Raw genomic sequence first — 22152 nt, forward strand, 5'->3', positions numbered from 1 at the left:
TGCTCCCGTCAGCTGTTCTTCAGCACGATCTGGTAGGCGACGACGCCCGCCTCGCGGCAGCGGTCGATCGCCTTCTCGAGGATCTCGAAGAACTCCTTGAGCAGGAACATCTGCAGGCTGTCGAGCTTGCCCGAGTAGATGTCGCGGTACAGCTCCAGCATCAGCCGGTCGGCCTCGTTCTCGATCGCGCGCAGCTTCTCGTTGAGCGCGGTCATGCGGTCGATGTTCAGGTGGCGCAGCTCGCGGACCATCTCCACCACCACGGTCGCCGCCTGCTCCAGCATCGCCGCGCGCGGCGCGAAGTCGATGCCTTCGAGGTGCTGGATCGCCAGCGAGTAGCGATCGGCGAACTTCTCGATCTGCTTGGGGATCTTGTACAGCGCCGAGCCCAGGGCCTCGATGTCCTCGCGCTCGATCGGGGTGATGAAGCTGTCGACCAGCGCCTTGCCGATCTTGTCGGAGGCGGCGCGCTCGCGGGTGCGGGCCAGCTTGAAGGCGTCCAGCGCCGGCTGGCGGTCGGTGGCCTTCATCATCGCGTGCAGGGCCTGGGCGCTCTCGCTGGCGGCCGCGGCGGCTTCGTCGAGCAGGCTGTAGAACTGCTGGCCGGAGCCGAAGATGGTTTGGAGGGAGAACATGGGCGGTCGCCTCGATGACGGTGATGTGAATAGCGTAAGTCCGAATTGTGACTTCGATGTGACATCCGCCGCCGGACCGTCACCCGACCGACACGGGACTGTCATCCCGGGACGCCGGCCGGGTGGTCCCGGGGGCCGCCCCGGCCTGCCGCGGGGGTGCCTGACCCGCCTGCTATCATCGGCCGCTCCCCCAAGACGCCCCGCCTCCCCCGATGCCTCCCCTCGCCGCCCCGGCCTGCCGCCCCACGCGCCATGCCCCCGGGGCCCCGCCGCCCGCAGGCCGCCGTGCTCCGGTCGGAGTCGTCCGCCATGGCTGAGCTGGCCATCGTCGCCGCGCTGATCCTGTTCAACGCCTTCTTCGCCCTGTCGGAGATGGCCGTGCTGACCTCGCGCAAGAGCCGGCTGAAGCAGATGGCGATCCACAGCGCCGGGGCCCGCAAGGCGCTGGAACTGGCCAGCGAACCGGAGGGCTTCCTCTCGGCGGTGCAGCTGTGGATCAGCCTGCTGAGCCTGATGATCGGCTACTTCGGCGGCGAGTCGATGGGCGCCCGGCTGGCCGAGCCCCTGGCCCAGGCGATTCCGGCGCTGGCGCCCTATGCCGGCAAGATCGGCTTCGTCACCGGCTTCGTGGTGACCCTGTTCGTGTTCGGCCTCTTCGGCGAACTGGTGCCCAAGCGCATCGGCACCCTGCGGCCGGAGAAGATCGCGGTGGTCGTTGCCTACCCGATGCAGTTCTTCGCGTCGCTGGCCAAGCCGTTCGTGATCACCCTGTCGACCTGCACCCGCTGGGTGATGCGCCTGCTGCGGCTGGGCAACGTCGACGAAAACACCATCACCGAGGAAGAGATCCAGCTGCTGGTGAGCGAAAGCCACGAGCAGGGCCTGATCGACGACGACGAACGCAACATGATGCAGCGGGTCATGCGCCTGGGCGACCGCACGGTCGAGAGCATGATGACCCCGCGCACCCGCATCGTCTGGCTGGACGCGAACGCCTCGTTCGAGGAGAACATCGCCGAGATGCGCGAGACGCCGTATTCGCGCTATCCGGTGTACCGCGGCAGCGACGCCGACGTGCTCGGCGTGCTGGAAGTGAAGTCGCTGATGGACGCGTTCGAATCGCGGACGCGCGACCTGTTCGGCACGCTGCGCCCGGTGCTGTTCGTGTCCGAGTCCACCCATGCGCTGAAGCTGCTGGAGATCTTCCGCGAGGAGCAGCAGTCGCTGGCGCTGGTGGTCGACGAATACGGCGAGGTCACCGGCATGGTGACCGTGAACGACCTGATGGGCGCGGTGATCGGCCGCCTGCAGTCGGGCGAGACGCCGGACGCCGAGGCGCTGGTGCTGACCCGCGACGACGGCTCGCTGCTGGTCGACGGCTCGCTGCCGGTGGACGAACTGCGCGAACTGATCGGCCACGCGCTGCCGCACACGGAAGAACACGACTACCACACCGCCGCCGGCATGGTGATCGCGCACTTCGGGCGCATCCCGAACACCGCCGAGGCCTTCGAATGGGCCGGCTGGCGGATCGAGGTGGTGGACCTGGACGGCCCGCGCATCGACAAGCTGCTGCTGTCGCGGGTGGACCGCAGGGATGCGGACGAGGATGGCTGACGCGCCTGCGCCGGCACCGGCGGACGCAGGGGGCGACACCGCAGCGCACGACGGCCCCCAGGGCATCCGGGCGGTCATCGATGCGCTGTGCGCCGGCGACCCGGACGAACGCCTCGAACTGCGCACGCTGGTGGGCGGCCTGGGCCGCAGCACCTTCGGCGTGCTCCTGCTGCTGGCCACGCTGCCGGCGTGGATCCCGATCCCCGGCCTCGCCGGCGGCCTCAGCGGCCCGCTGGTGATCCTGGTCGGGCTGCACCTGCTGCTGTTGCAGCGCAAGCCGTGGCTGCCGGGCTTCATCGCCCGCCGCGGGCCGCAGCGCAGCACGCTGATCCGCTTCGACCAGCGCACCGACCGGCTGCTGCGCTGGCTGGAAAAGGCGATCCGGCCGCGGCTGTTCGCGCTGGTCGACCACCCGGTGGCGACCGTGCTGTCGGGCCTGCAACTGGTGCTGCTGGGAATCCTGCTGGCGCTGCCGATCCCGTTCACCAATTTCATGTTCGCCGCGCTGCTGCTGGTCTACGCGCTGGCGCTGCTGGAACGCGACGGCGTGCTGATGCTCATCGCCTGGGCGGCGGGCACGGTCGCGATCTGGGTGTTCGGCGCGGTGTCGGGGAATCTGGTCGCGATGCTGTGGGCGTGGATCGCCAGCCTCGGCTGACCGGGTCCGCGATGCGCCGGCCTCAGGCCACCAGCGTCGCGAAATCGCGCATGTTCATCGGGTGGCCCAGCCAGTAACCCTGGGCGAAATCGCAGCCGCGGCTGCGCAGCAGGTCGCACTGCCCTTCCTTCTCCACGCCCTCGGCGACCACGATCATGCCCAGCGAATGCGCCATCGCGATGATCGCGGTGGTCAGCGCCAGGTCGTCCGGGTCGCGCAGCACGTCGGCGATGAAGCTGCGGTCGATCTTCACGCCGTCCACCGGCACGCGGCGCAGGTGGCTCAGCCCCGAGAAACCGGTGCCGAAGTCGTCGAGCCACACCTTCACGCCGACCTCGCGCAGCGCGGTGAGGATCTGCCGCGCCTGGTCCTCGTCGCCGAGCACCGCGGTCTCGGTCAGTTCGATGTGCAGCAGGTGCGGCGGCAGCCCGGTGTCGTCGAGCGCGCTCATCACCTGCTCGCGGAAATCCCCGCTGCGCAGCTGGCGCGCGGAGACATTCACCGACACGAACAGGTCGTGGCCGTCGTCGCGGCGCCAGCGCGCGGCGTCGCGGCAGGCGGCGCGGAACACCGCCGGACCGATCGTCTCGATCAGGCCGCTCTGCTCGGCGACGTCGATGAACACCGCCGGCGACACCTGGCCGTGCACCGGATGCTGCCAGCGCAGCAGCGCCTCGGCACCGAGCAGCGTCTTGTCGGCGACGCGGTAGATCGGCTGGTACGCCAGCGTGAGTTCGCCGCGTTCCCACGCGCCGCGCAGGTCCTGCTCGATCCGCACCCGGCGGGTCACCGCCTGGTCCATCGCGCGGCTGTAGAAGCGGTAACCGTTCTTGCCGGCGACCTTCGCCTGGTACATCGCGATGTCGCCGTTCTTCATCAGCATGGTCGCGCCGGACGCATCGTCCGGGAACAGGGTCACGCCGATCGACGTGCCGAGGAACACCTGGCGGTCCTGGACCACGATCGGACGGCTCAGCTCCGCCACCAGCGTCTCGGCCAGGTGCGCCGCGCTGGTGCGCACGTCGTCGTGCGGGCCGTCGCCCTGCAGCAGGATCACGAATTCGTCGCCGCCGAATCGCGCGAGTTCGCCGTTGGCGCCGCCGATGCGTTCGACCGCCTCGCGGATACGGTTGGCGAACTGGATCAGCACCTCGTCGCCGACGTCGTGGCCGAGGGTGTCGTTCACCCGCTTGAAGTCGTCGATGTCCGCGAACAGCAGCGCCAGCTGGCGACCGACGCCGCGCAGTTGCATCAGGCGGTGGTCGAGGGTCTCGCGGAACGCCAGGCGGTTGGCCAGCCCGGTCAGCGAATCGGTGTAGGCCATGCGCCGCATGTCGCGGTCGTGGCGGTCGATGCTCTCGGCCATGCGCGAGAACGCGCGCACCAGCGTGCCGACTTCGTCGCGCCGGCTGCTGGCCGGCAGCGCGGTGGAGAAATTGCCGGACTCGATCTCGCGCGCGGCGTCGGACAGCTGGCGGATCGGCCGGATCAGCGCGCGCTGCAGCACGATCGCCACGAACACCGCCAGCGACACCAGCAGCAACAGCAGCAGGCCGATCCACGCGAAATGGCGCTGGCCCAGCGCACGCAGGCGTTCGGTGATCTCGGCGTCGACGTGCGCCTGCTCGGTGCGCAGCTTGCCCAGCGAGTAGCCCACGCGCAGGCCGCCCAGGCGCTGGTCGCCGATGCGGATCGGGGCCGAGACGTCCATCACCTCGCGGGTGGTCGTCACCCGCAGGCTGTCGGCGGTGACGATGTGCGCCGCCAGCGGATCGGCCATGCGCTGGCCGAACGTGGGGATGTCGCCGGAGCCATCGTGGAGGATGTCGCCCTTGGCGTCGTAGACCAGCACGTAGGCCACGTCCGGCTGGCGCAGGATGCTGCGGGTGGTGGCACCGATGGCGTCCAGGTCGAAGTAGTAGACCGGGTTGACCAGCATGTCCGCGGTCTGCGCGACCTGCGATTCGCCGCGCTCGCGCAGCCGATCGTAGACCAGCACGCGGGTGGCGTCGCTGCTCAGCCGCAGCACTTCGGCCTGGGTCACCGCCTGCCGCTGCCAGATCAGCGCGATCACCGCGAGCATGACCGCCAGCGCCAGGCCGATCACGGCCATGAACTTGGCCTGCAGCCCGTCGAACGCCTTCATTCGACGACCGCCCTGACTTCGGAGACGCCCTGGCGCAGGCGCGCCAGCACCGCGCGGTCGTCGTCGCCGAGCGGCATGAAGCGGGTCGTGCGGAAGAAGTACTTCATCGCCTGCGCCGCGGCGGGATCGTGCGCGGCCTCGACCAGCACCTCGCGCAGCCGCGCCTGGACCTTCGGATCGAGGTCGCCGCGGACCATCTCCAGCGCGCGCGGCACCGGCTCGGAGGTGTGGATGACCATCAGGTCGGGGCGGAACGACAGCGGCACCCGCGCGGGGTTCTGCCAGTCCAGTTCGCTCATCGTGCCGGCGTCGACCAAGCGCTTGTGCACCCAGGCGCCGATGTTCAGCTCGGACCGGGCGAAGACGTAGCCGACGCTGTCGCCGGAGGGCTTGTCCATCGGCGACAGCAGCAGGCTCAGCGACATCTTGCGGCGCAGCAGCTCGATGGCGGGCATGAAGTAGGCGCTGGTCGAGGCGTTGTTCTGGAACGCCACGCTGCGCCCGCGCAGGTCTTCCAGCGTGTTCAGGCCGCTGTCGCGCCGCACGAAGAACACCGTCCGGTAGCGGCTGACGCCGTCGCGTTCGGTCAGCAGCAACGGCTGCGCGCCGCCGCGCTGTTCGAGCAGCATGGCCGTGCCGGCGGTCTCGGTGACCCAGTCCACCTGCCCGCGGCGGAGGTAGCTGGCCATCTGCTGGGCGTCCCGGGCCATCAGCACCCGGCCCTCGCGGATGCCGACGTCGGCCATCCGCGGGACCACGTAGTCCAGCAGCGGCTTGAGCTGTTCATAGTGCAGCTTGGGGTCGTCGCTGATGCGACCCAGGACCAGAATGTGACGCTGGCCGTCAGCCGCTGCCGCGCGCGGCACCATCCCGGCCAGGCCCGGCAGCAGGCAGAGCAGCAGCGCGAAACGGGCGAGGACGGCGCGCATGATCAGGACTCCAGGGTCGCCGGACGGTCGTCGCAGGGCGACCGTCGTCGCATGTCAGTCGCTCCGCCGCGGCGGCGGAATGCGGCCTTCCGCGATGTCGGCCATGCGCTTCGCATCGGCCAGCAGGCCGCGCAGCAGGCGCACGTCGCGTGCGTCCAGCGCCGCGCGCAGGAACAGGCGCCGGAACTTGCGCATCGCCGCCACAGGTGTGCGGCCTTTGTGGAAATCGATCGCATCCAGGGTGTCCGCCAATTGCGAGAAGAAGCCCTCGAGCTCGGCGTGGGTCGCGGGGGGCTCCCGTCCCGGCGGGGACGAGGGAGCCTCCGTGGCCGTCGGCGTCGCTGGCTGGGCGGTCCATCGGCCCGGCATCGCGTGCTCGAACCAACCGTTACGCAATTCGTATGCCAAGACCTGCACCGCGGCCGCGAGGTTCAGCGAACCGTAGTCCGGATCGGAGGGGATGTGCACGGCCGAATGGCACAGCTGCAGCTCCTCGTTCTCCAGCCCGGTGCGTTCCCGGCCGAAGACCAGCGCCACCTCGCCCCCGTCCGCGGCGACCGCCAGGCCGCGGGCGGCGGCCTGCCGGGGGTGCAGTTCGTCGAGCGCGATCCGGCGGCTGCGCGCGGTGCAGCCGAGCACCAGCCGGCAGTCGGCCACGGCCTGGGCCAGAGTGTCGGTCACGACCGCGGCCTCCAGCACGCCGGCGGCACCGGCGGCCAGCGCCACGGCCTCGGGGTGCGGGAACCGTTCCGGCGCCACCAGCACCAGCCGGGCGAGGCCCATGGTGCGGATCGCGCGCGCGGCCGAGCCGATGTTGCCCGGATGCTGGGTGCCGACGAGCACGATGCGCAGGCGATCGGCGGGGAAACCGGGCGGGAAACCGGACGACGTTTCCGGCGGCACATCGGCTGGCGATGCGCCCGGTGCGGGCATGGCGGAGGCGGACGACATGCCGCCAATGTTAAACTTTCCGCGCGGTCCCGCACCGCCACGCTCTTTGTCCCCGCCCCCGCCTGTCCATTTCCGCGTCCGCGAGGACGCGTCCGGAGTCGTCCGCATGCATCAGCCCGCAGTCAATGTCATGGTCAAGGCGGCGCGCGCCGGCGGCAACGTCCTCCTCCGCAACCTGTCCCGCCTCGACGCCATCGACGTGATCGAGAAGGACCGGATGGACTTCGCCAGCGAAGTCGACCGCATGGCGGAAGTCGAGATCGTGAAGGAACTGCGCCGCGCGCATCCCGAATACGCGGTCCTCGGCGAGGAAGGCGGGCACCAGAAGGGCAACCGCGGCCCCGGCCGCTACACCTGGGTGATCGATCCGCTCGACGGCACCAGCAACTACCTGCACGGGTTCCCGCACTGGTGCGTCTCGATCGCGCTGTGCGAAGGTGCCGAGCCGGTGCACGGCGTGATCTTCGACCCGCTGCGCAACGAGCTGTTCACCGCCAGCCGCGGCAGCGGCGCCCAGCTCAACGGCCGCCGCATCCGCGTCAGCGAGCGCAAGGAGCTGACTGGCGCGATGCTCGCCACCGGCTTCGCCCCGCGCGAGCGCAAGCGCGTCGACGCGCAGCTGGACTGCATCAAGTCGCTGCTGGTCCACGCCGAGGACATCCGCCGCGCCGGTTCGGCGGCGCTGGACCTCGCCTACGTGGCCGCGGGCCGCTACGACGGCTATTTCGAGGCTGGCCTGAAGGTGTGGGACATGGCCGCGGGCGTCCTGATGGTGCGCGAGGCCGGCGGCCGCGTCTGCGACTTCCGCGGCGCCGCGCTGGGCCCGATGCACGTGGACCTCGGCACGCGCCAGGTGGCCGCGGCGAACGTGCGCCTGATCGAGCCGCTGCAGCAGACGATCGTCAACACCGGCTACGCCAAGACCTTCGATTGACGCATTCCCCTGCCTGGTAGAGCGGCCTTCAGGCCGCTGCTGTACTCGCGACACGACGCGGCACGGTATTCGAACAATTTCCCGTCGCGAAGAAGCAGCGGCCTGAAGGCCGCTCTACCAACGACAAACCGGAAACGAAAAAGGCCGCGCAGTGCGCGGCCTTTTTCGTGGGCGGATGCCCGGCGAGCCGTTACGGGCGGCGCGCCAGTGCGGCCTCGTCGCGGGCCTTCGGCATGAGGTCCTGCTTGGTGACCTTCAGCAGGCCCATCGTCAGCAGCGGGCAGGCGACGAAGATCGACGACAGCGTGCCGATGACGATGCCGAGCATCTGCGATTCGGCCATGCCGCGCAGCGAGCCGCCGCCGTAGAGGTACAGCGCCAGCACGGTCAGGAAGGCGACGAACGAAGTGATGACCGTACGCGACAGCGTCTGGTTGACCGAGCGGTTCAGCACTTCGTTGGGCTCGGCGCGCATGCCGCGGAAATTCTCGCGGACGCGGTCGAACACCACGATGGTGTCGTTGATCGAGTAGCCCATCACCGACAGGATGCCGGCGAGCACGGTCAGGTCGAACTCGTGGCCGGTGATCGCGAACCAGCCGGTCACCACCACCACGTCGTGCAGCGTGGTCAGGATCGCGGCGACCGCGAACTTCCACTCGAAGCGCAGCGTGATGTAGACGAGGAAGCCGAGCACCACGAACAGCAGCGCGTAGAGGCCGTTCTCGGCCAGTTCGCGGCCGACCTGCGGGCTGATCTCGGCGCTGTTGAGCTTCCTGGCAGCGTTGTCCGGCAGCGACGCGGCGGCGCGCACCTTCTCGGCCACGCTCTCGGTCGCGGCATCGGTGCCGGCGGCCGCCTTGGGCGATTCGCTGCGCAGGCGGATCAGCAGTTCCTTGCCGGTGCCGAAGGTCTGCACCTGGGCGCCGCTGAAACCGGCCTTCTCGAGGCGGTCGCGCACGCCGTCGACGTCGACCGGTTTGTCGTAGGCCAGTTCGACGCCCACGCCGCCGGTGAAGTCCAGCGCGAAGTTGAAGCCCTTGGCGAACATCGCGCCGATGGCGACGAACATGATCAGGGCGGCCACGGCCAGCGACATCATGCGCAGGCGCATGAAGTCGATGTTGCTGTCATAAGGGAACACGTTGAAGGGTTTCATGGACTCGGTTCCCGATCAGATCGCGATGGACTGCAGCTTGCGGCGGCGGCCGTAGATCAGCGTGGCGATGCCGCGCGACACGGACACGGCGGTGTAGGCCGAGGTCGCGATGCCGAGCATGGTGGTCACGCCGAAGCCCTTCAGCGGGCCGGTGCCGAAGGCGAACATGGCCAGGCCGGCCAGGAAGGCGGTGATGTTGGCGTCGAGGATGGTGCCCGACGCGCGGTCGTAGCCCTCGGAGATCGCCTTCAATGGCGGCAATCCGAGTCGCAACTCCTCGCGTATGCGTTCGTTGATCAGCACGTTGGCGTCCACCGACATGCCGACTGTGAGCGCGATGCCGGCGAGGCCGGGGAGGCTCATCGTCGCGCCGAACACCGACATCAGCGCGAACACCATCAGCAGGTTCAGCAGCAGCGCGAGGCTGGTGATCAGGCCGAACATCCGGTAGTAGACGAGGAAGAACGCCAGCGCGAACAGGAACGAGGACACCACCGCGGTGAGGCCGCGCTGGATGTTCTGCTTGCCCAGGCTCGGGCCGACGGTGCGTTCCTCGACGAAGTCCATCGGCGCGGCGAGGGCGCCGGCCTTCAGCAGCTTCGACAGGTCCTCGGCTTCCTTCTGCTGCAGGCCGGTGGTCTCGAACTGCTTGCCGAACACGCCCTGGATGGTCGCCTGCGAGATCACGTCCTCGCGCACGTCGAAGTACTTCTCGGGCTTGCCGTCGACCATGCGCACCTTGGGCACGCGCTCGATGTACACCACCGCCATGGGCTTGCCCACGTTCTCGGTGGTGAACTGGAACATGCGCTGGCCGCCGGCGGTGTTCAGCGTGACCGACACCGCGGGCAGGCCGTTGCGGTCGACCGAGGTGCGGGCGTCGACCATGTCGTCGCCGGACACGATGATGCGCTTGCTCAGCAGCACCGGGACGGGCTTGCCGTCGGCGCCCATGCGGCGGGTGTCGTACAGGCGCGCGCCCGGCGGCACGTTGCCGGTGTCGCGGGCGTCGTACGGGTTGCCGTCGTACACGGCGCGGTATTCGAGGGTGGCGGTGGCGCCGAGGATGCGCTTGGCCTCCGCGGTGTCCTGCACGCCCGGCAACTGCACCACGACGCGGTCGGCGCCCTGGCGCTGGATCACCGGCTCGGCCACGCCCAGCGAGTTGATGCGGTTGCGCAGCGTGCCGAGGTTCTGCTCGATGGCATTGAGCGTCATCTGGCGGACCATGTCGTCGGACACGGCCACCTTGATCACGTCGCCCGAGGTCTCGTAGGTGAAGGCGTTGGCGGCGAGCAGCGCGCCGGCGTCGACCACCGCCGAGGACAGCGTCCTCTGCACCACGCCCTGCGCGGCCGCGAGGTCGGCGCCCTTGTTGAGGGTCACGGCGATCACCTGCGGGCCGGTGCGCTCGACCGAGGCGTAGTCCACGCCCTTGTCGCGCAGCGCGCCGCGGATGTCGGTCAGGTAGACCTCGAAGCGCTTGTCGATCGCCGACTTCTTGTCGACTTCCATCAGGAAGTGGACGCCGCCCTGCAGGTCGAGGCCCAGCGGCATCGGCCGCGCGCCGATCGCCGACAGCCAGTGCGGCGTGTTCGAGGCCAGGTTCATGGCCACGACGTAGTTGTTGCCCAGTTCGGCGCGGAGCGCGTCGGACGCCTTGCTCTGGACGTCCGGGTTCGCGGTGCGCACCAGCAGGTTGTCGCCCTGCGTCTCGATCGTCTTCGGCTTGATCCCGGCCTTCGCCAGCACGCCGGCGATGCGCTGCTTCAGCGCGTCGTCGATCTGCGCGCCATGGCCGGCACTGACCTGCACGGAAGGATCCTGCGGGTAGAGGTTGGGCAGCGCGTACAGCGCGCTGACCAGCACCACGAGCAGGATGGCGACGTATTTCCAGCGGGAATATTCAAGCATGACGGCCACCGCGTCCGGTCGTCCGACCGGCCGCATTCTGGTTGGGATCGGGAGATCAGACGGAACTCATTTACTGCGACTTGAGCGTGCCTTTCGGCAGCACGTGACCGATCGCGCCCCGCTGCACGCGGACGCGCACGTTGTCGGCCACTTCGACGCTCACGAAATTGTCCCCGATGTCGCGGACCACGCCGGCGATGCCGCCGGTGGTGATGACCTCGTCGCCCTTGGCCAGCTTGTCGAGCATCGCCTTGTGGTCCTTGGCACGCTTGGACTGCTGGCGGGTCATGAAGAACAGCATCGCGCCGATCACCAGGATCGGCAGGAGCATGGTGCCGAGGCCGGGCGCGGCGCCCGGGGCGGCGGCGGCCTGGGCGTAGGCCGGGGAAATCAGGAGGTCGAACGGATTCATTTCGGGTCCGTGGCGCAAAACAGCTGGGGATTATGCCATGCGGGCCGGGCCGTCGGCTTTCAACCGTTTCCCGCCCCCGCCCGGGACCGTCCCGGGGCCCTTCCGTGACCGCCCCGCCGGCCGAAAGTTCAGGTCGCGGCCGCCCCGTCCCCGGCCCGGGCGGCGTGGAACGCGGCCCGGAAGTCGGCGAACCGGCCGGCCTCGATCGCCGCGCGGATGTCGGCCATCAGCTTCTGGTAGTACCAGAGGTTGTGCAGGGTGCCCAGCATCGGCGCCAGCATCTCGTTGCAGCGATCGAGGTGGCGCAGGTACGACCGGGTGAAGCCGCCGGCGCAGGCCGGGCAGCCGCAGCCTTCCTCGATCGGCCGCAGGTCGCGCTCGTACTTCGCGTTGCGGATGCGGACCGTGCCGAAACCCGTGAAGTAGTGGCCGTTGCGCGCGTTGCGGGTGGGCATCACGCAATCGAACATGTCGATGCCGCGGGCGACCGACTCCACCAGGTCCTCCGGCCGGCCCACGCCCATCAGGTAGCGCGGCCGGTCGGCCGGCAACTGCGGACAGGTGTGTTCGAGCATGTGGTTGCGCTCGGCCTCGGGTTCGCCCACGGCGAGGCCGCCGACTGCGTAGCCATCGAAGCCGATCTGCTTCAGGCCTTCGGCCGAGCGGGTGCGCAGGGCGTGGTGCACGCCGCCCTGGACGATGCCGAACAGCGCCGCATCGTTGCCCTCGTGGGCGCGCTTCGAGCGCTCGGCCCAGCGCAGGGACAGTTCCATCGACTTGCGCGCCACGTCCTCGGTCGCCGGGTACGGCGTGCATTCGTCGAAGATCATCACGATGTCCGAATCCAGCACCTTCTGGATGCGCATGCTCTCCTCGGGGCCGAGGAAGACCTTGCTGCCGTCCGTCGGCGCGGCGAAGGTGACGCCGGCCTCGGTGATCTTGCGCTTGTGCGCCAGCGAGAAGACCTGGAAGCCGCCGGAGTCGGTGAGGATCGGCCCGTTCCAGCGGGCGAAGCCGTGCAGGCCGCCGTGGTCGGCGATCACGTCCAGCCCCGGCCGCAGGTACAGGTGGAAGGTGTTGCCGAGGATGATCTGGGCGCCGAGCGCGCGGATCTGGTCGGGCAGCACGCCCTTGACCGAGCCGTAGGTGCCCACCGGCATGAACGCGGGGGTCTCGACGGTGCCGCGCGGGAAAGTCAGGCGACCGCGGCGGGCGACGCCGTCGGTGCCGAGGAGTTCGAAGGACAGTCTGGACATCCGACTATGATGACAGACCCCGTCGGCCCGCTCCGGACTCCCCCATGCGCCCTGCCCTCGCCCTCGTCCTGCTCTTCGCCGCCGCCCTGCCCGGCCCCTCCCGCGCCGACGAGCCCTGGCCCTACGAGGCCCAGTGCCGGAAATGGGCCGACGTGGCCGTGCCGAAGCAGGACATCGGCAACGCGCCCGCCGACTGCGACACCCAGGCGCTGTACTACGGCCAGGACGGCAAGGGCCTGAAGGCCGATCCCGTCGCCGCGCGGCAGTGCGCCTACCGCGAGCGTGGCACCGGCAAGGCGATCGAGACGCAGGCGAACAACTTCGGCGGCAGCGGCGTGCTGATGATGGTGTATGCCAACGGCCATGGCGTGAAGCGGAACTTCCCGCTCGCCAAGCGCTTTGCCTGCGAGTACGGCGGCGCCCCGGCCGAGGTGGAAGGCCGGCTGGCGCACCTCGACGACATCGCCAGCGGCAAGACCCGCGATCCCATCGACCTCTGCGACGACATCACCAGCGGCTTGATGATGGGCGTCTGCGCCGGCCGCCAGGCCGACTTCGCGCAGTCCGCCCGCGAGCGGCGCTGGACCGCGCTGCAGGCGTCGTGGACGCCGCCGCAGCGCGCGGCGCTGGCGGCCCTGCGCAAGGCGGCGAAGGACTACTTCGACAACGTCGCCAGCGAGGAAACCGACATGAGCGGCACCGCGCGCGGCGCGATGGCCACCGATGCCTACGAGACGCTGGACATCGCGCTGCTGGCGGATGTCGAACGCTTCGAGCGGCGCGAGCGCCCGGCCAAGGTTCCGGCCGATTTCGCCCGCGACGACAAGACCCTCAATTCGGTGTACCGCAAGATCCTGGCGGCGCTGGACATCGCGAAGAAGAAGGACGACTTCGCCTACGGCACGGTCACGTCCGACGGCGTGCGCACCACCCAGCGCACGTGGCTGCGCTACCGCGATGCCTGGGCTGCGTTCGCGGCCGTGCGCTACCCGGCGACGCCCAAGGAAGTGTGGCTGGCGTGGCTGAGCGAGGCGCGGGCGAAGGCGCTGGTCGAGATCGTCGGCGAGGAGTGACGCACCGGCCGGCGCGTGCCCGGCTCAGCCCGGGCGCCGCAGGTGGATCAGGTCGCGCGTGGTCGCGTAGCCGATGCCGCCCAGGCGGCCGACCAGATCGAGCTTCAGCGGATCGACGTGGCGTGCGTCGGCCATGACCGCGTCGTCGACGTGCGCCAGCAGGATCTCGGCGAACACGAGGTGATGGCTGGGCGTTTCGGCGGGATACGGCTGGATCGACGCCAGCCGGCATTCGAACGCCACCGGCGCGCCGGCGACCCGCAGCGGCGCCACGCGCTCCGACGGCAGCGACGCCACGCCGCAGCGCTCGAATTCGCTGACGCCGTGCGGGAACGACGCCGACGTCGCGTTCATCGTCGCGGCCTGCGCCGCGGACACCAACTGGATCACCAGTTCGCCGCGCTCGCGCAGGTTGCGCAGCGTGTCCTTCTCGCTGCCGTCGGCGCGCGGGCCGAGGCTCAGCAGCAGCGTCGGCGGCGCATCGCAGACCACCTGGAAGAAGCTGAAGGGCGCGAGGTTGTCGACGCCGTCTGCCGAGCGCGTCGACACCCACGCGATCGGCCGGGGCGTCACCGTCGCGGTCATCCAGCGATACGCCTCGGCGGCGTCGAGCGCGGTGAAATCAAGCTGCATGCGGCGTCTCCGCGGCGGCATCGGGCTGCGGCCACAGCAGCATCGCGTCGCCGTAGCTGAAGAAGCGGTAGCGCTGCTCGACCGCATGCCGGTACGCGGCGAGGATGCGCTCGCGGCCGGCGAACGCCGAGACCAGCATCAGCAGCGTGCTTTCCGGCAGGTGGAAGTTGGTGACCATTGCATCGACGCTGCGGATGCGGTAGCCGGGGAAGATGAAGATGCGGGTTTCGCCCGCGAACGGCTGCAGTTCGCGGGTGCCGTCGTCGTGCGTGCGCATCGCGCTTTCGAGTGCGCGCACGACCGTGGTCCCGACCGCGACCACGCGCCCGCCGCGCTCGCGCGTGCGGCGGATTTGCGCGACCAGTTCGGCACCGACGTTCAGCCATTCGCCGTGCATGCGGTGGTCGCGCACATCATCGGCACGCATCGGCTGGAACGTGCCGGCGCCGACGTGCAGGGTGACGTGGCCGAACTCGACGCCGCGCGCGCTCAGCGCGTCCAGCAGCGCCGCGTCGAAATGCAGGCCCGCGGTGGGCGCGGCGACCGCACCGACTTCCTTCGCGAACACGGTCTGGTAGCGCTCGCGGTCGTCGACGCCGGGCTCGCGCTTGATGTACGGCGGCAGCGGCAGCCTGCCGGCGTGCAGCAACCACGATTCCAGCCCTTCGTCGAGGTGGAACCGCAGGTGGTAGAACTCGCCGTCGCGACCCAGCACCTCGGCCTCGCCGCCGGCGTCCAGCGCGATGCGGCCGCCGGGCTTGGGCGACTTGCTGGCGCCGACCTGCGCCCGCGCCTCGTTGTCGGGCAACAGGCGCTCGATCAGGATCTCGACCCGGCCGCCGGTGGCCTTCTGGCCGAACAGCCGCGCCGGGATCACCCGGGTGTCGTTGAAGACCAGCAGGTCGCCGGGCTGCAGCAGATCGGGCAGATCGCGCACGCCGCGGTCGTCGAAGCCCGCGGGGGCCGGCGGCACCACCAGCAGGCGGCTGGCGGAGCGCTCGGGCAGCGGCGCCTGCGCGATCAGTTCGGGCGGCAGGTCGAAATGGAAGTCGGACTTCTTCATGGGCGTCGGCGTCCAGGGGCGCGCATTGTAAGCCGCGCCGCTCAGACCACCTGCGCGTGCAGGTCGGGGAAGACACGGCCGACCTTGCCCAGCAGGTAGTCGCCGTAGGTGCCGTCGAACGGCGCGAGCACGCTGGCGCCGTCCCAGCGGTCGGCGCGATCCGCGGCGACCTGCGCGGGATCGATGCGCGCGTGGCCGGGCAGCGGCGTCACCCGCGCAGTGAAGGCCGGATCGAGGAACAGCGGGAAGGAATAGCGCTCGCGGCCGCTCGCATTGCGCACCCGGTGTGGCGTGGAGCGGTAGGTGCCGCCGGTGAGTCGGTCGAGCATGTCGCCGAGGTTGCACACCAGCGTGCCCGGCAGCGGCGGCGCGTCGATCCAGCCGCGCGGCGTGCGCACCTGCAGGCCGGGCACGTCGTCCTGCAGCAGCAGGGTGAGCAGGCCGTAGTCGGTGTGCTCGCCGACGCCCCAGTCGTCGGCATCGGCGGGCTGCGGCGGGTAGTGGAACAGCCGGAACAGCACCGTCGGATCGGCGGTGTAGTGGCGCCGGAACCAGTCCGCCTCCAGTCCCAGACTCAGCGCGATCGCGGCCAGCACCGCCTGCCCGGCGTCGACGGCGGCCGTCATGTACGCCGTGACCGCCTCACGCAGCGCGGCCGGGCGTTCGGGCCAGAGGTTGGCGCCGTGCAGCGGCCAGCCGGCGACGACGCGCGGGTCGTCCGGCGGCAGTTCGGTGCCGAGGTACAGGCCTTCCTTGCGATCGGGCCGGCCGCTGGTGAGTTCGCCGCCGACCGGGAAGAACCCGCGCCACGCGCGGCCGCCGCGCGGCATGTCGATCCGCAGTTTCTCGTCCTCCGGCAGCGCGAAGAACGCCTGCGCCGCGTCGCGCAGCGCGGTCTGGAGCGCGTCGTCGATGCCGTGCCCGGCGATGTAGAAGAAGCCGTGCGCGCGGCAGGCGTCGGCGATCTGCGCGGCGACCCGCGCCCGCGCCGCCGGATCCACGTCGCCGGGCGCGGCGCGCATCGGCGCGATGTCGACGACGGGCAGCGTCTCCGCGTTCGCAGCGTCGGACATGGCCGCCTCAGCGTTCGAACTTGGTCGACAGCACGATCGACGACGTGGTGCGCTCCACGCCCTCGATCGCGCCGATGCGGTCGGTCAGCACGTCCCAGGCGCCGACGTCGGGCACCGCGCCGATCGCGATCAGGTCGTAGGCGCCGCTCACCGAATGCAGCGAGCGCAGTTCGGGCATCGCCCGCAGCGCCGCGACGACCACCGTCATCTGCTTGGGCTGCACCGCGATCATGATGTGCGCCCGCACCTGGCCGCGCTCGTATTCGTCGCTGACGCGGACGGTGTAGCCGCTGATCACGCCCTCGCGCTCCAGCCGCTCGATCCGGCTCTGCACCGTCGTCCGCGACAGCCCGAGCCGCCGGGCGATCTGGGCGGTGGAGGCCCGGGCGTTCTCGCGCAGCAGCGACAACAGCTGCTGGTCGGTCTCGGTGAGCTTCATGCGCGGGCCCCTTTTTCGTCGATTCGACGAAATATCGACGAAAAACGTACAGATCACAACTGCCAATCGACCGGAATATCCCGATAATGGATGGTTCGACCCTTTCGGCCGGAGACCTGCCATGTCCCTCCTCGACACCCTCGCCCCGCTCCGCGCCCGTGCCGGTGCCCGTCGCACCCACGGTCTGGACGACGCGACCGTGCTGGCGTTCGCGGCCGGCCACCCCGACTTGGCCGAGGCCATCGAAGCCGCCGGCGCCGAATTCGCGCGCATCGCCGACGAATTCGCCGACCTGCTGGACCTGGACGAGAACGCGCAGATCCTGGCCGTGCAGGCCGGGTTCGTGAACTTCTATTCCAACGACACCGTGAACCCGTACGTCGCCCTCGCCGCGCGCGGCCCGTGGATCGTCACGCTCAAGGGCGCGGTGCTGCACGACTCCGGCGGCTACGGCATGCTCGGCTTCGGCCATGCGCCGAAGCCCGTCATCGACGCGATGGCCCGCCCGCAGGCGATGGCCAACATCATGACCCCCAACCTCGCGCAGCTGCGCTTCGACCGCGCGATCCGCCGCGAGATCGGCCACACCCTCGGCCACTGCCCGTACGAGCGCTTCCTGTGCCTGAACTCGGGCTCGGAATCGGTGTCGCTGGCCTGCCGCATCATCGACGTCAACGCCAAGCTGATGACCGATCCGGGCGCGAAGCACGCCGGCCGCACGATCAAGCGCGTCGTCGTGAAGGGCAGCTTCCACGGCCGCACCGAGCGTCCGGCGCTGTATTCGGATTCCAGCCGCAAGTCGTACGTGCAGCATCTCGCCAGCTTCCGCGGCGAGGACAGCGTGATCACGGTCGAGCCCTACGACGCCGACGCGCTGCGCAAGGTGTTCGCCGATGCCGACGCGCACGGCTGGTTCATCGAGGCGATGTTCCTGGAACCGGTGATGGGCGAAGGCGATCCCGGCCGTTCGGTGCCGCGCGCGTTCTACGACGTGGCCCGCGAGCTGACGAAGGCGCACGGTGCGCTGCTGCTGATCGACTCCATCCAGGCCGGCCTGCGTGCCAACGGCGTTCTGTCGATCGTCGACTATCCCGGCTTCGAAGGCATCGAGACGCCGGATCTCGAAACCTATTCCAAGGCGCTCAACGCCGCGCAGTACCCGCTGTCGGTGCTGGCCGCGAACGCGCGCGCCGCCGAGCTGTACCGCAAGGGCACCTACGGCAACACCATGACCACCAACCCGCGCGCGCTGGACGTCGCCACCGCGGTGCTGGGCCTGTTCACGGCGGAACTGCGCGCCAACATCCGCGAGCGCGGCCGCGAGGCGGTGGCGAAGCTGGAAGCGCTGAAGGCCGAGCTGCCGGGCCTGATCACCAAGGTCCAGGGCACGGGCCTGCTGTTCTCGTGCGAACTGTCGCCGGCGTTCAAGGGCTACGGCACCGGCTCCACCGAGGAATGGCTGCGCGAGCACGGCATCGGCGTGATCCACGGCGGCGAGAACTCGCTGCGCTTCACCCCGCACTTCGCGATGCAGGCCGACGAACTCGACCTGCTGGTCGGCATGGTCAAGCGCGCGCTGCTGGAAGGCCCGCGCGTGCAGCAGGCCGCCGCGGCCTGACGCGCGCCGCGGCCGCGACGGCCGTCGACATCGCGAGCAGACACGACGACGCCCCGGTTCCGGGGCGTCGTCGTTTTCGACTCGCACGTCAGATCGAACCGAGGAATTCCAGCAGTTGCTGCCGCTGCGTCGCCGTCAGCGCCTGGTAGGCGTTGCGCGCGGGCAGCGCTTCGCCGTCGTGCAACTGGATCGCGCGATCGACCGAACCGGCGCGGCCGTCGTGCAGGTACGGCGCGCGGGCGCGCAGGCCCCACAGCGGCGCCGTGCGCATGTCGCGCGGCCCGGCGGTGCCCTGCACGATGCCGTCGCCGAGGCTGCCCATGTCGTGCAGCAGCAGGTCGGAGTAGAGATACAGCGCCTTGAAGTTCAGCGCGGCGATGTCGCTGGGGCCGGTGGTCATCTGCGCCATGTGGCAGCCGCCGCAGCCGATCTGCTCGAACGTCTGCCGGCCCTGCAGCGCGGTCGGCGTGAACTGCACCGACGGCGGCGCGGCGAGGTAGCGCATGAACTCGGCGACGACGTCGATGTCGGCCTTGCCGCTGACCGGATCGGGCCGGTCCTCGGGATCGGCGATGCGGTCGAACCGCGCCAGCAGCGCGGCGTTGCCGTTGGGCGCGTTCTCGGCCGGGAACAGGCGGTTGGTGATGCCCATCTCGTTGACGAAGGCGTCGGCCGAGAACGCCAGCAGCGTCGCCTGCTGCGCCTTCCAGCCGAAGCGGCCGACGCGCACGCGGCCGGTCGCGACATCGTTGACCAGCGACGGCACGCCGTTGAGGCCGAGGCTCTTCTGGCGTTCGGCGTTGGCGAGGATGGTCTCGTCCGGGATCGCCTCGATCAGGCCCAGCCCGAACAACGGCGTCGACAGCCGCTGGGCGACGACGTTGGCCTGCGCGGGCACGACTTCCAGCGCCTGCGGGTCGATCGCACGCACCTGCTGCAGCGAACCGCCCAACGCTTCGAGCGGATCGAACGTGGTGCCGGTGAGCTGGCCGAAGCGGGTGACGCGCACCGGCGAACCGCCGCCCGGCGCCGGCTGGCCGTGGCAGGAGATGCACGAATTGTTGTTGAAGATCGGGCCCAGCCCGCTCTGCGGCGATTCCGCGTTGAGGAAGCGGCCCAGGCCGACCGAGAAATCGTTGCGCTGGGCCGCGGTCAGGCCCGGCAACGGTTCGCCGAACGCGGTGGTCGGCACCGGCAGCGGCTGCCCCGCGCGCAGCGCGGCATGGCGCACGGCAGGCAGCTTCATGACCACGACGCCGCGGCTTTCGCGCTGCGTGCGCAGCGGCGCCGACCACGTCGGCAGCGTCACCGCGACGGCGGCGGCGAGCACGCCGAAAGCGACGAGAGAGGCGCGACGCGAGGCGCCGGAGGCGAAGCGACGACGCAGGGACGTGGCGCGCATGGCTCAGCCCTCCCCTTGCGGACCGGTCGGCGGCGGGCCCATCGGCGGGCGGCGATCGCCCTGCCCGCGCGGTCCGCCCTGCCGGTCGAACGGCGGCGGCGGCGGCGGCCGGTGGGTCTGCTTCCACGTCTGGAACGCCTCGAACTGACGCGCGTCGAGCACCTTGCGCAGTTGCGCGTCGGTCGCGCTGGCGAGCGCGTCGTGTTCGGCGCGGGTGCGGGCATGCAACTGTTCGACCTGCGCGCGATGGGCTTCGAGGATCTTCGTCACCGCCTGCGCCTGGCGATCGTCCAGCGACAGCGTGCGGCGGAGTTCGTCGATCGGCGGACCCGGCGGCGGACCGGAAGGACGGCCGCCGGCCTCGCCGCGCGGCGGCGGGCGATTGCCCATCTGATCCGCCATGCGATCGGGCGGACCGTCGCCGCGCGACTGCGCGACGGCGGCGAGGCCCAGCAGCAGCAACGGCGCCAGCAGCGCGGAGGCAAGAGAACGACGGGACATGCGACGCGACATGGGGGCACCTGGCCTGGCACGCCGGCGATTCCGGCCTGATCAGGCTAGGCGCGCATTCCGCAGCGGCCGTGGAGGCGTTGTGCAGGAATCGTGGAGACATCGCGGAGATATGGCGGAAATCGGGGCAGCGGCCGTCCATGCACCTGCCGCAGCGGTGGCGGACGGGCTAAGGTGCGGCCTCCGATCGCTTCCGTGTCGTCCATGTCGCTGCGCCTCTGGCACCGCCTGTTCCTGGCCTTCGCGTCCGTGAGCGTCGTCGCGCTCGCGGTGTTCGCGACGTTGCAGGGACGCAGCGTGCAGGAAGGGTTCCTCGGCTACGTCAACCGGCTGGAACGCGAGCGCATCCAGACCGCCAGCGCACACCTGTCGGACGCCTACGCCCGCCACGGCGACTGGCGCTTCCTGCGCGGCGACACGCCGCGGCTGCTGCGGCTGCTCAGCCTCGACACGCCGTTCGGCGAACCGCCGGCCGGCCCGCCCGCCAACCCGGCCGAACCGCCCGCCGATCCGTCCGCCCGCCCGCCGGGCCCCGACGCCGATCCCGCGGGCTTCCCACCGCCCCGCCCGCCCGGTGAGCCACCCGGCCCGCCACGCGACCGCCGACCCTTCCCGCCGCCGCGCTACGCGCCGGGCATCGGCATCGACCTGCGCCCGCGGCTGCTGCTGCTCGACGCGCAGGGCGAGGTCGTCGCCGGCAATCCCGGCCTGCCGCGCGACGCCGCGAGCATTCCGATCCTCGACCAGGGCGCCGTCGTCGGCCGCCTGCTGATCGCGCCGCTGCCGCGGTTGAGCGAAGACGTCGACCTCGAATTCGTGCGCCAGCAGCGCGAGCACATCGCGTGGCTGGCGCTGTCGGTGCTGCTGGCCGCGCTGCTGGTGGCGTGGGCGCTCTCGCGCTGGCTGCTGCGGCCCGTGCGCGCGCTCACTGCCGGCACCCGCGCGCTGGCCGCCGGCGACTACGCCGCGCGCATCGACGCCACCCGCACCGACGAGCTCGGCGCGCTGGCCAGCGACTTCAACGCGCTGGCGAGCGCGCTGGAACGCCATCGCGACGCGCGCCGGCAGTGGAGCGCCGACATCGCCCACGAACTGCGCACGCCGATCAGCGTGCTCAGCGGCGAGATCCAGGCGCTGCAGGACGGCGTGCGCACGGTGAACGCCGAACGGCTGGCGTCGCTGCAGGCCGAATGCGCGCGGCTGCGCAGCCTGGTCGAAGACCTGTACCAGTTGTCGCTGTCGGAAGCCGGCGCGCTGAGCTACCGCTTCGAGCCGATGGACCTCGCCGAGGTCGTGCACGAAGCGGCCCGCGCCCACGAGGGCGGCCTGCGCGAGGATGGCCTGCTGCTGCAGGTTTCGGCGACCGCTGCGTGCCCGCTGGCGCGCGGCGACCGCGCGCGGCTGCGGCAACTGCTCGACAACCTGCTGGCGAACGCGCGCCGCTACACCGATCGCCCGGGCACGGTCGCCGTCACGCTGGTGCGCGAGCGCGACGGCGGCCGGCTGACGATCGAGGACAGCGCGCCGGGCGTACCCGACGCCGCGCTGCCGCACCTGTTCGAGCGCCTGTACCGGGTCGAGCCCTCGCGCAGCCGCAAGTTCGGCGGCGCGGGCCTGGGGCTGGCGATCTGCCGCAACATCGTCGAGGCGCACGGCGGCCGCATCGTCGCCACGCATACGCCGCTGGGCGGCCTGCGCATCGACATCACGCTGCCGGAGCGGTGACACTC

General features: G+C 70.6%; 20 protein-coding genes. 6 read left to right on the forward strand and 14 right to left on the reverse strand.

Annotation, left to right across the window (positions count from 1 at the left end; all coding sequences use genetic code 11):
- Nucleotides 1-8 precede the first annotated feature (8 nt).
- Nucleotides 9-635: a DUF47 domain-containing protein gene (locus ACT53Q_RS11450; RefSeq protein ID WP_476186766.1), complete on the reverse strand. Its 627-nt coding sequence runs from the start codon at nucleotides 633-635 to the stop codon at nucleotides 9-11.
- A 309-nt stretch (nucleotides 636-944) separates the two neighbouring features.
- Here ACT53Q_RS11450 and ACT53Q_RS11455 point away from each other — a divergent pair, with 309 nt between their 5' ends.
- Nucleotides 945-2252 carry a hemolysin family protein gene (locus ACT53Q_RS11455; RefSeq protein ID WP_476186767.1) on the forward strand — a complete coding sequence of 436 codons (1308 nt, stop codon included), beginning with the start codon at nucleotides 945-947 and terminating at the stop codon, nucleotides 2250-2252.
- The gene (locus tag ACT53Q_RS11460; RefSeq protein WP_476186768.1) at nucleotides 2245-2910 is read left to right on the forward strand and encodes an exopolysaccharide biosynthesis protein; all 666 of its coding nucleotides are present in this window, start codon (nucleotides 2245-2247) and stop codon (nucleotides 2908-2910) included. The genes ACT53Q_RS11455 and ACT53Q_RS11460 overlap by 8 nt, the downstream gene beginning before the upstream one ends.
- A 22-nt stretch (nucleotides 2911-2932) precedes the next feature.
- On the opposite strand, the gene ACT53Q_RS11465 is transcribed toward ACT53Q_RS11460, so the two are convergent.
- The 3 genes from ACT53Q_RS11465 to ACT53Q_RS11475 are packed head-to-tail and all read right to left on the reverse strand — an operon-like array spanning nucleotide 2933 to nucleotide 6918.
- Nucleotides 2933-5056, reverse strand: coding sequence for a putative bifunctional diguanylate cyclase/phosphodiesterase (locus ACT53Q_RS11465; protein WP_476186769.1), 2124 nt, complete (start codon nucleotides 5054-5056; stop codon nucleotides 2933-2935).
- Nucleotides 5053-5985, reverse strand: a complete 933-nt coding sequence (locus tag ACT53Q_RS11470; protein ID WP_476186770.1) for a phosphate/phosphite/phosphonate ABC transporter substrate-binding protein — start codon at nucleotides 5983-5985, stop codon at nucleotides 5053-5055. Before ACT53Q_RS11470 ends, ACT53Q_RS11465 begins: the two co-directional genes overlap by 4 nt.
- A 54-nt stretch (nucleotides 5986-6039) precedes the next feature.
- Entirely contained in the window at nucleotides 6040-6918 is an 879-nt protein-coding gene (locus ACT53Q_RS11475; RefSeq protein WP_476186771.1) for an RNA methyltransferase, read from the reverse strand.
- A gap of 124 nt (nucleotides 6919-7042) precedes the next feature.
- Here ACT53Q_RS11475 and ACT53Q_RS11480 point away from each other — a divergent pair, with 124 nt between their 5' ends.
- Complete coding sequence (locus ACT53Q_RS11480; protein WP_476186772.1) at nucleotides 7043-7870, forward strand: inositol monophosphatase family protein; 828 nt, start codon at nucleotides 7043-7045, stop codon at nucleotides 7868-7870.
- 190 nt (nucleotides 7871-8060) lie between these two features.
- Here the strand turns inward: ACT53Q_RS11480 and secF are convergent, their stop codons facing one another.
- The 4 genes from secF to tgt all read right to left on the reverse strand — a co-directional run bounded on the left by secF (nucleotide 8061) and on the right by tgt (nucleotide 12611).
- Nucleotides 8061-9029, reverse strand: coding sequence for a protein translocase subunit SecF (secF, locus tag ACT53Q_RS11485; RefSeq protein WP_476186773.1), 969 nt, complete (start codon nucleotides 9027-9029; stop codon nucleotides 8061-8063).
- Nucleotides 9030-9044: 15 nt separating this feature from the next.
- On the reverse strand, nucleotides 9045-10943 hold the full coding sequence (secD, locus tag ACT53Q_RS11490) for a protein translocase subunit SecD (RefSeq protein ID WP_476186774.1): 1899 nt from the start codon (nucleotides 10941-10943) through the stop codon (nucleotides 9045-9047).
- A gap of 70 nt (nucleotides 10944-11013) precedes the next feature.
- Complete coding sequence (gene yajC / locus ACT53Q_RS11495; protein WP_476186775.1) at nucleotides 11014-11355, reverse strand: preprotein translocase subunit YajC; 342 nt, start codon at nucleotides 11353-11355, stop codon at nucleotides 11014-11016.
- 128 nt (nucleotides 11356-11483) lie between these two features.
- Nucleotides 11484-12611 (reverse strand): tRNA guanosine(34) transglycosylase Tgt, encoded by a 1128-nt coding sequence (gene tgt, locus ACT53Q_RS11500; RefSeq protein WP_476186776.1) that lies wholly within the window; start codon nucleotides 12609-12611, stop codon nucleotides 11484-11486.
- A 44-nt stretch (nucleotides 12612-12655) separates the two neighbouring features.
- On the opposite strand from tgt, the gene ACT53Q_RS11505 reads away from it, so the two are divergent.
- A complete protein-coding gene (locus tag ACT53Q_RS11505; protein WP_476186777.1) occupies nucleotides 12656-13684 on the forward strand; it encodes a lysozyme inhibitor LprI family protein in 1029 nt (342 codons plus the stop codon).
- Between the two features lie 24 nt (nucleotides 13685-13708).
- Here the strand turns inward: ACT53Q_RS11505 and ACT53Q_RS11510 are convergent, their stop codons facing one another.
- From ACT53Q_RS11510 to ACT53Q_RS11525, 4 genes are read right to left on the reverse strand one after another with little or no spacing between them, the layout of a single operon-like run.
- Nucleotides 13709-14317 carry a flavin reductase family protein gene (locus ACT53Q_RS11510; RefSeq protein ID WP_476186778.1) on the reverse strand — a complete coding sequence of 203 codons (609 nt, stop codon included), beginning with the start codon at nucleotides 14315-14317 and terminating at the stop codon, nucleotides 13709-13711.
- A complete protein-coding gene (queA, locus tag ACT53Q_RS11515; RefSeq protein ID WP_476186779.1) occupies nucleotides 14307-15380 on the reverse strand; it encodes a tRNA preQ1(34) S-adenosylmethionine ribosyltransferase-isomerase QueA in 1074 nt (357 codons plus the stop codon). Before queA ends, ACT53Q_RS11510 begins: the two co-directional genes overlap by 11 nt.
- Nucleotides 15381-15421: 41 nt before the next feature.
- Nucleotides 15422-16453, reverse strand: coding sequence for an isopenicillin N synthase family dioxygenase (locus ACT53Q_RS11520; RefSeq protein WP_476186780.1), 1032 nt, complete (start codon nucleotides 16451-16453; stop codon nucleotides 15422-15424).
- A gap of 7 nt (nucleotides 16454-16460) precedes the next feature.
- The gene (locus ACT53Q_RS11525) at nucleotides 16461-16892 is read right to left on the reverse strand and encodes an Lrp/AsnC family transcriptional regulator (RefSeq protein WP_476170058.1); all 432 of its coding nucleotides are present in this window, start codon (nucleotides 16890-16892) and stop codon (nucleotides 16461-16463) included.
- Nucleotides 16893-17013: 121 nt separating this feature from the next.
- Between ACT53Q_RS11525 and ACT53Q_RS11530 the strand changes: the two genes are divergently transcribed.
- Nucleotides 17014-18510 carry an aminotransferase class III-fold pyridoxal phosphate-dependent enzyme gene (locus ACT53Q_RS11530; protein ID WP_476186781.1) on the forward strand — a complete coding sequence of 499 codons (1497 nt, stop codon included), beginning with the start codon at nucleotides 17014-17016 and terminating at the stop codon, nucleotides 18508-18510.
- An 88-nt stretch (nucleotides 18511-18598) separates the two neighbouring features.
- On the opposite strand, the gene ACT53Q_RS11535 is transcribed toward ACT53Q_RS11530, so the two are convergent.
- Both ACT53Q_RS11535 and ACT53Q_RS11540 read right to left on the reverse strand, forming a co-directional pair.
- Nucleotides 18599-19912, reverse strand: a complete 1314-nt coding sequence (locus tag ACT53Q_RS11535; protein ID WP_476186782.1) for a di-heme oxidoredictase family protein — start codon at nucleotides 19910-19912, stop codon at nucleotides 18599-18601.
- Between the two features lie 3 nt (nucleotides 19913-19915).
- The gene (locus ACT53Q_RS11540; protein WP_476186783.1) at nucleotides 19916-20413 is read right to left on the reverse strand and encodes a hypothetical protein; all 498 of its coding nucleotides are present in this window, start codon (nucleotides 20411-20413) and stop codon (nucleotides 19916-19918) included.
- A gap of 213 nt (nucleotides 20414-20626) precedes the next feature.
- Here ACT53Q_RS11540 and ACT53Q_RS11545 point away from each other — a divergent pair, with 213 nt between their 5' ends.
- On the forward strand, nucleotides 20627-22147 hold the full coding sequence (locus ACT53Q_RS11545; RefSeq protein ID WP_476186784.1) for an ATP-binding protein: 1521 nt from the start codon (nucleotides 20627-20629) through the stop codon (nucleotides 22145-22147).
- Nucleotides 22148-22152 lie beyond the last annotated feature (5 nt).

Source organism: Lysobacter sp. DMC97 (genome assembly GCF_056313745.1).

Excerpts from the sequence above, each read along its gene's own strand:
- ACT53Q_RS11525 (WP_476170058.1), bottom strand. The coding sequence starts at position 16,892 with ATGAAGCTCACCGAGACCGACCAGCAGCTGTTGTCGCTGCTGCGCGAG.
- ACT53Q_RS11450 (WP_476186766.1), bottom strand. The coding sequence starts at position 635 with ATGTTCTCCCTCCAAACCATCTTCGGCTCCGGCCAGCAGTTCTACAGC.
- ACT53Q_RS11455 (WP_476186767.1), top strand. The coding sequence starts at position 945 with ATGGCTGAGCTGGCCATCGTCGCCGCGCTGATCCTGTTCAACGCCTTC.
- secF (WP_476186773.1), bottom strand. The coding sequence starts at position 9,029 with ATGAAACCCTTCAACGTGTTCCCTTATGACAGCAACATCGACTTCATG.
- ACT53Q_RS11530 (WP_476186781.1), top strand. The coding sequence starts at position 17,014 with ATGTCCCTCCTCGACACCCTCGCCCCGCTCCGCGCCCGTGCCGGTGCC.
- ACT53Q_RS11545 (WP_476186784.1), top strand. The coding sequence starts at position 20,627 with ATGTCGCTGCGCCTCTGGCACCGCCTGTTCCTGGCCTTCGCGTCCGTG.
- tgt (WP_476186776.1), bottom strand. The coding sequence starts at position 12,611 with ATGTCCAGACTGTCCTTCGAACTCCTCGGCACCGACGGCGTCGCCCGC.
- ACT53Q_RS11535 (WP_476186782.1), bottom strand. The coding sequence starts at position 19,912 with ATGCGCGCCACGTCCCTGCGTCGTCGCTTCGCCTCCGGCGCCTCGCGT.
- yajC (WP_476186775.1), bottom strand. The coding sequence starts at position 11,355 with ATGAATCCGTTCGACCTCCTGATTTCCCCGGCCTACGCCCAGGCCGCC.
- ACT53Q_RS11540 (WP_476186783.1), bottom strand. The coding sequence starts at position 20,413 with ATGTCCCGTCGTTCTCTTGCCTCCGCGCTGCTGGCGCCGTTGCTGCTG.
- ACT53Q_RS11520 (WP_476186780.1), bottom strand. The coding sequence starts at position 16,453 with ATGTCCGACGCTGCGAACGCGGAGACGCTGCCCGTCGTCGACATCGCG.
- ACT53Q_RS11480 (WP_476186772.1), top strand. The coding sequence starts at position 7,043 with ATGCATCAGCCCGCAGTCAATGTCATGGTCAAGGCGGCGCGCGCCGGC.
- ACT53Q_RS11460 (WP_476186768.1), top strand. The coding sequence starts at position 2,245 with ATGGCTGACGCGCCTGCGCCGGCACCGGCGGACGCAGGGGGCGACACC.
- ACT53Q_RS11510 (WP_476186778.1), bottom strand. The coding sequence starts at position 14,317 with ATGCAGCTTGATTTCACCGCGCTCGACGCCGCCGAGGCGTATCGCTGG.
- secD (WP_476186774.1), bottom strand. The coding sequence starts at position 10,943 with ATGCTTGAATATTCCCGCTGGAAATACGTCGCCATCCTGCTCGTGGTG.
- ACT53Q_RS11470 (WP_476186770.1), bottom strand. The coding sequence starts at position 5,985 with ATGCGCGCCGTCCTCGCCCGTTTCGCGCTGCTGCTCTGCCTGCTGCCG.
- ACT53Q_RS11465 (WP_476186769.1), bottom strand. The coding sequence starts at position 5,056 with ATGAAGGCGTTCGACGGGCTGCAGGCCAAGTTCATGGCCGTGATCGGC.
- ACT53Q_RS11505 (WP_476186777.1), top strand. The coding sequence starts at position 12,656 with ATGCGCCCTGCCCTCGCCCTCGTCCTGCTCTTCGCCGCCGCCCTGCCC.
- queA (WP_476186779.1), bottom strand. The coding sequence starts at position 15,380 with ATGAAGAAGTCCGACTTCCATTTCGACCTGCCGCCCGAACTGATCGCG.
- ACT53Q_RS11475 (WP_476186771.1), bottom strand. The coding sequence starts at position 6,918 with ATGCCCGCACCGGGCGCATCGCCAGCCGATGTGCCGCCGGAAACGTCG.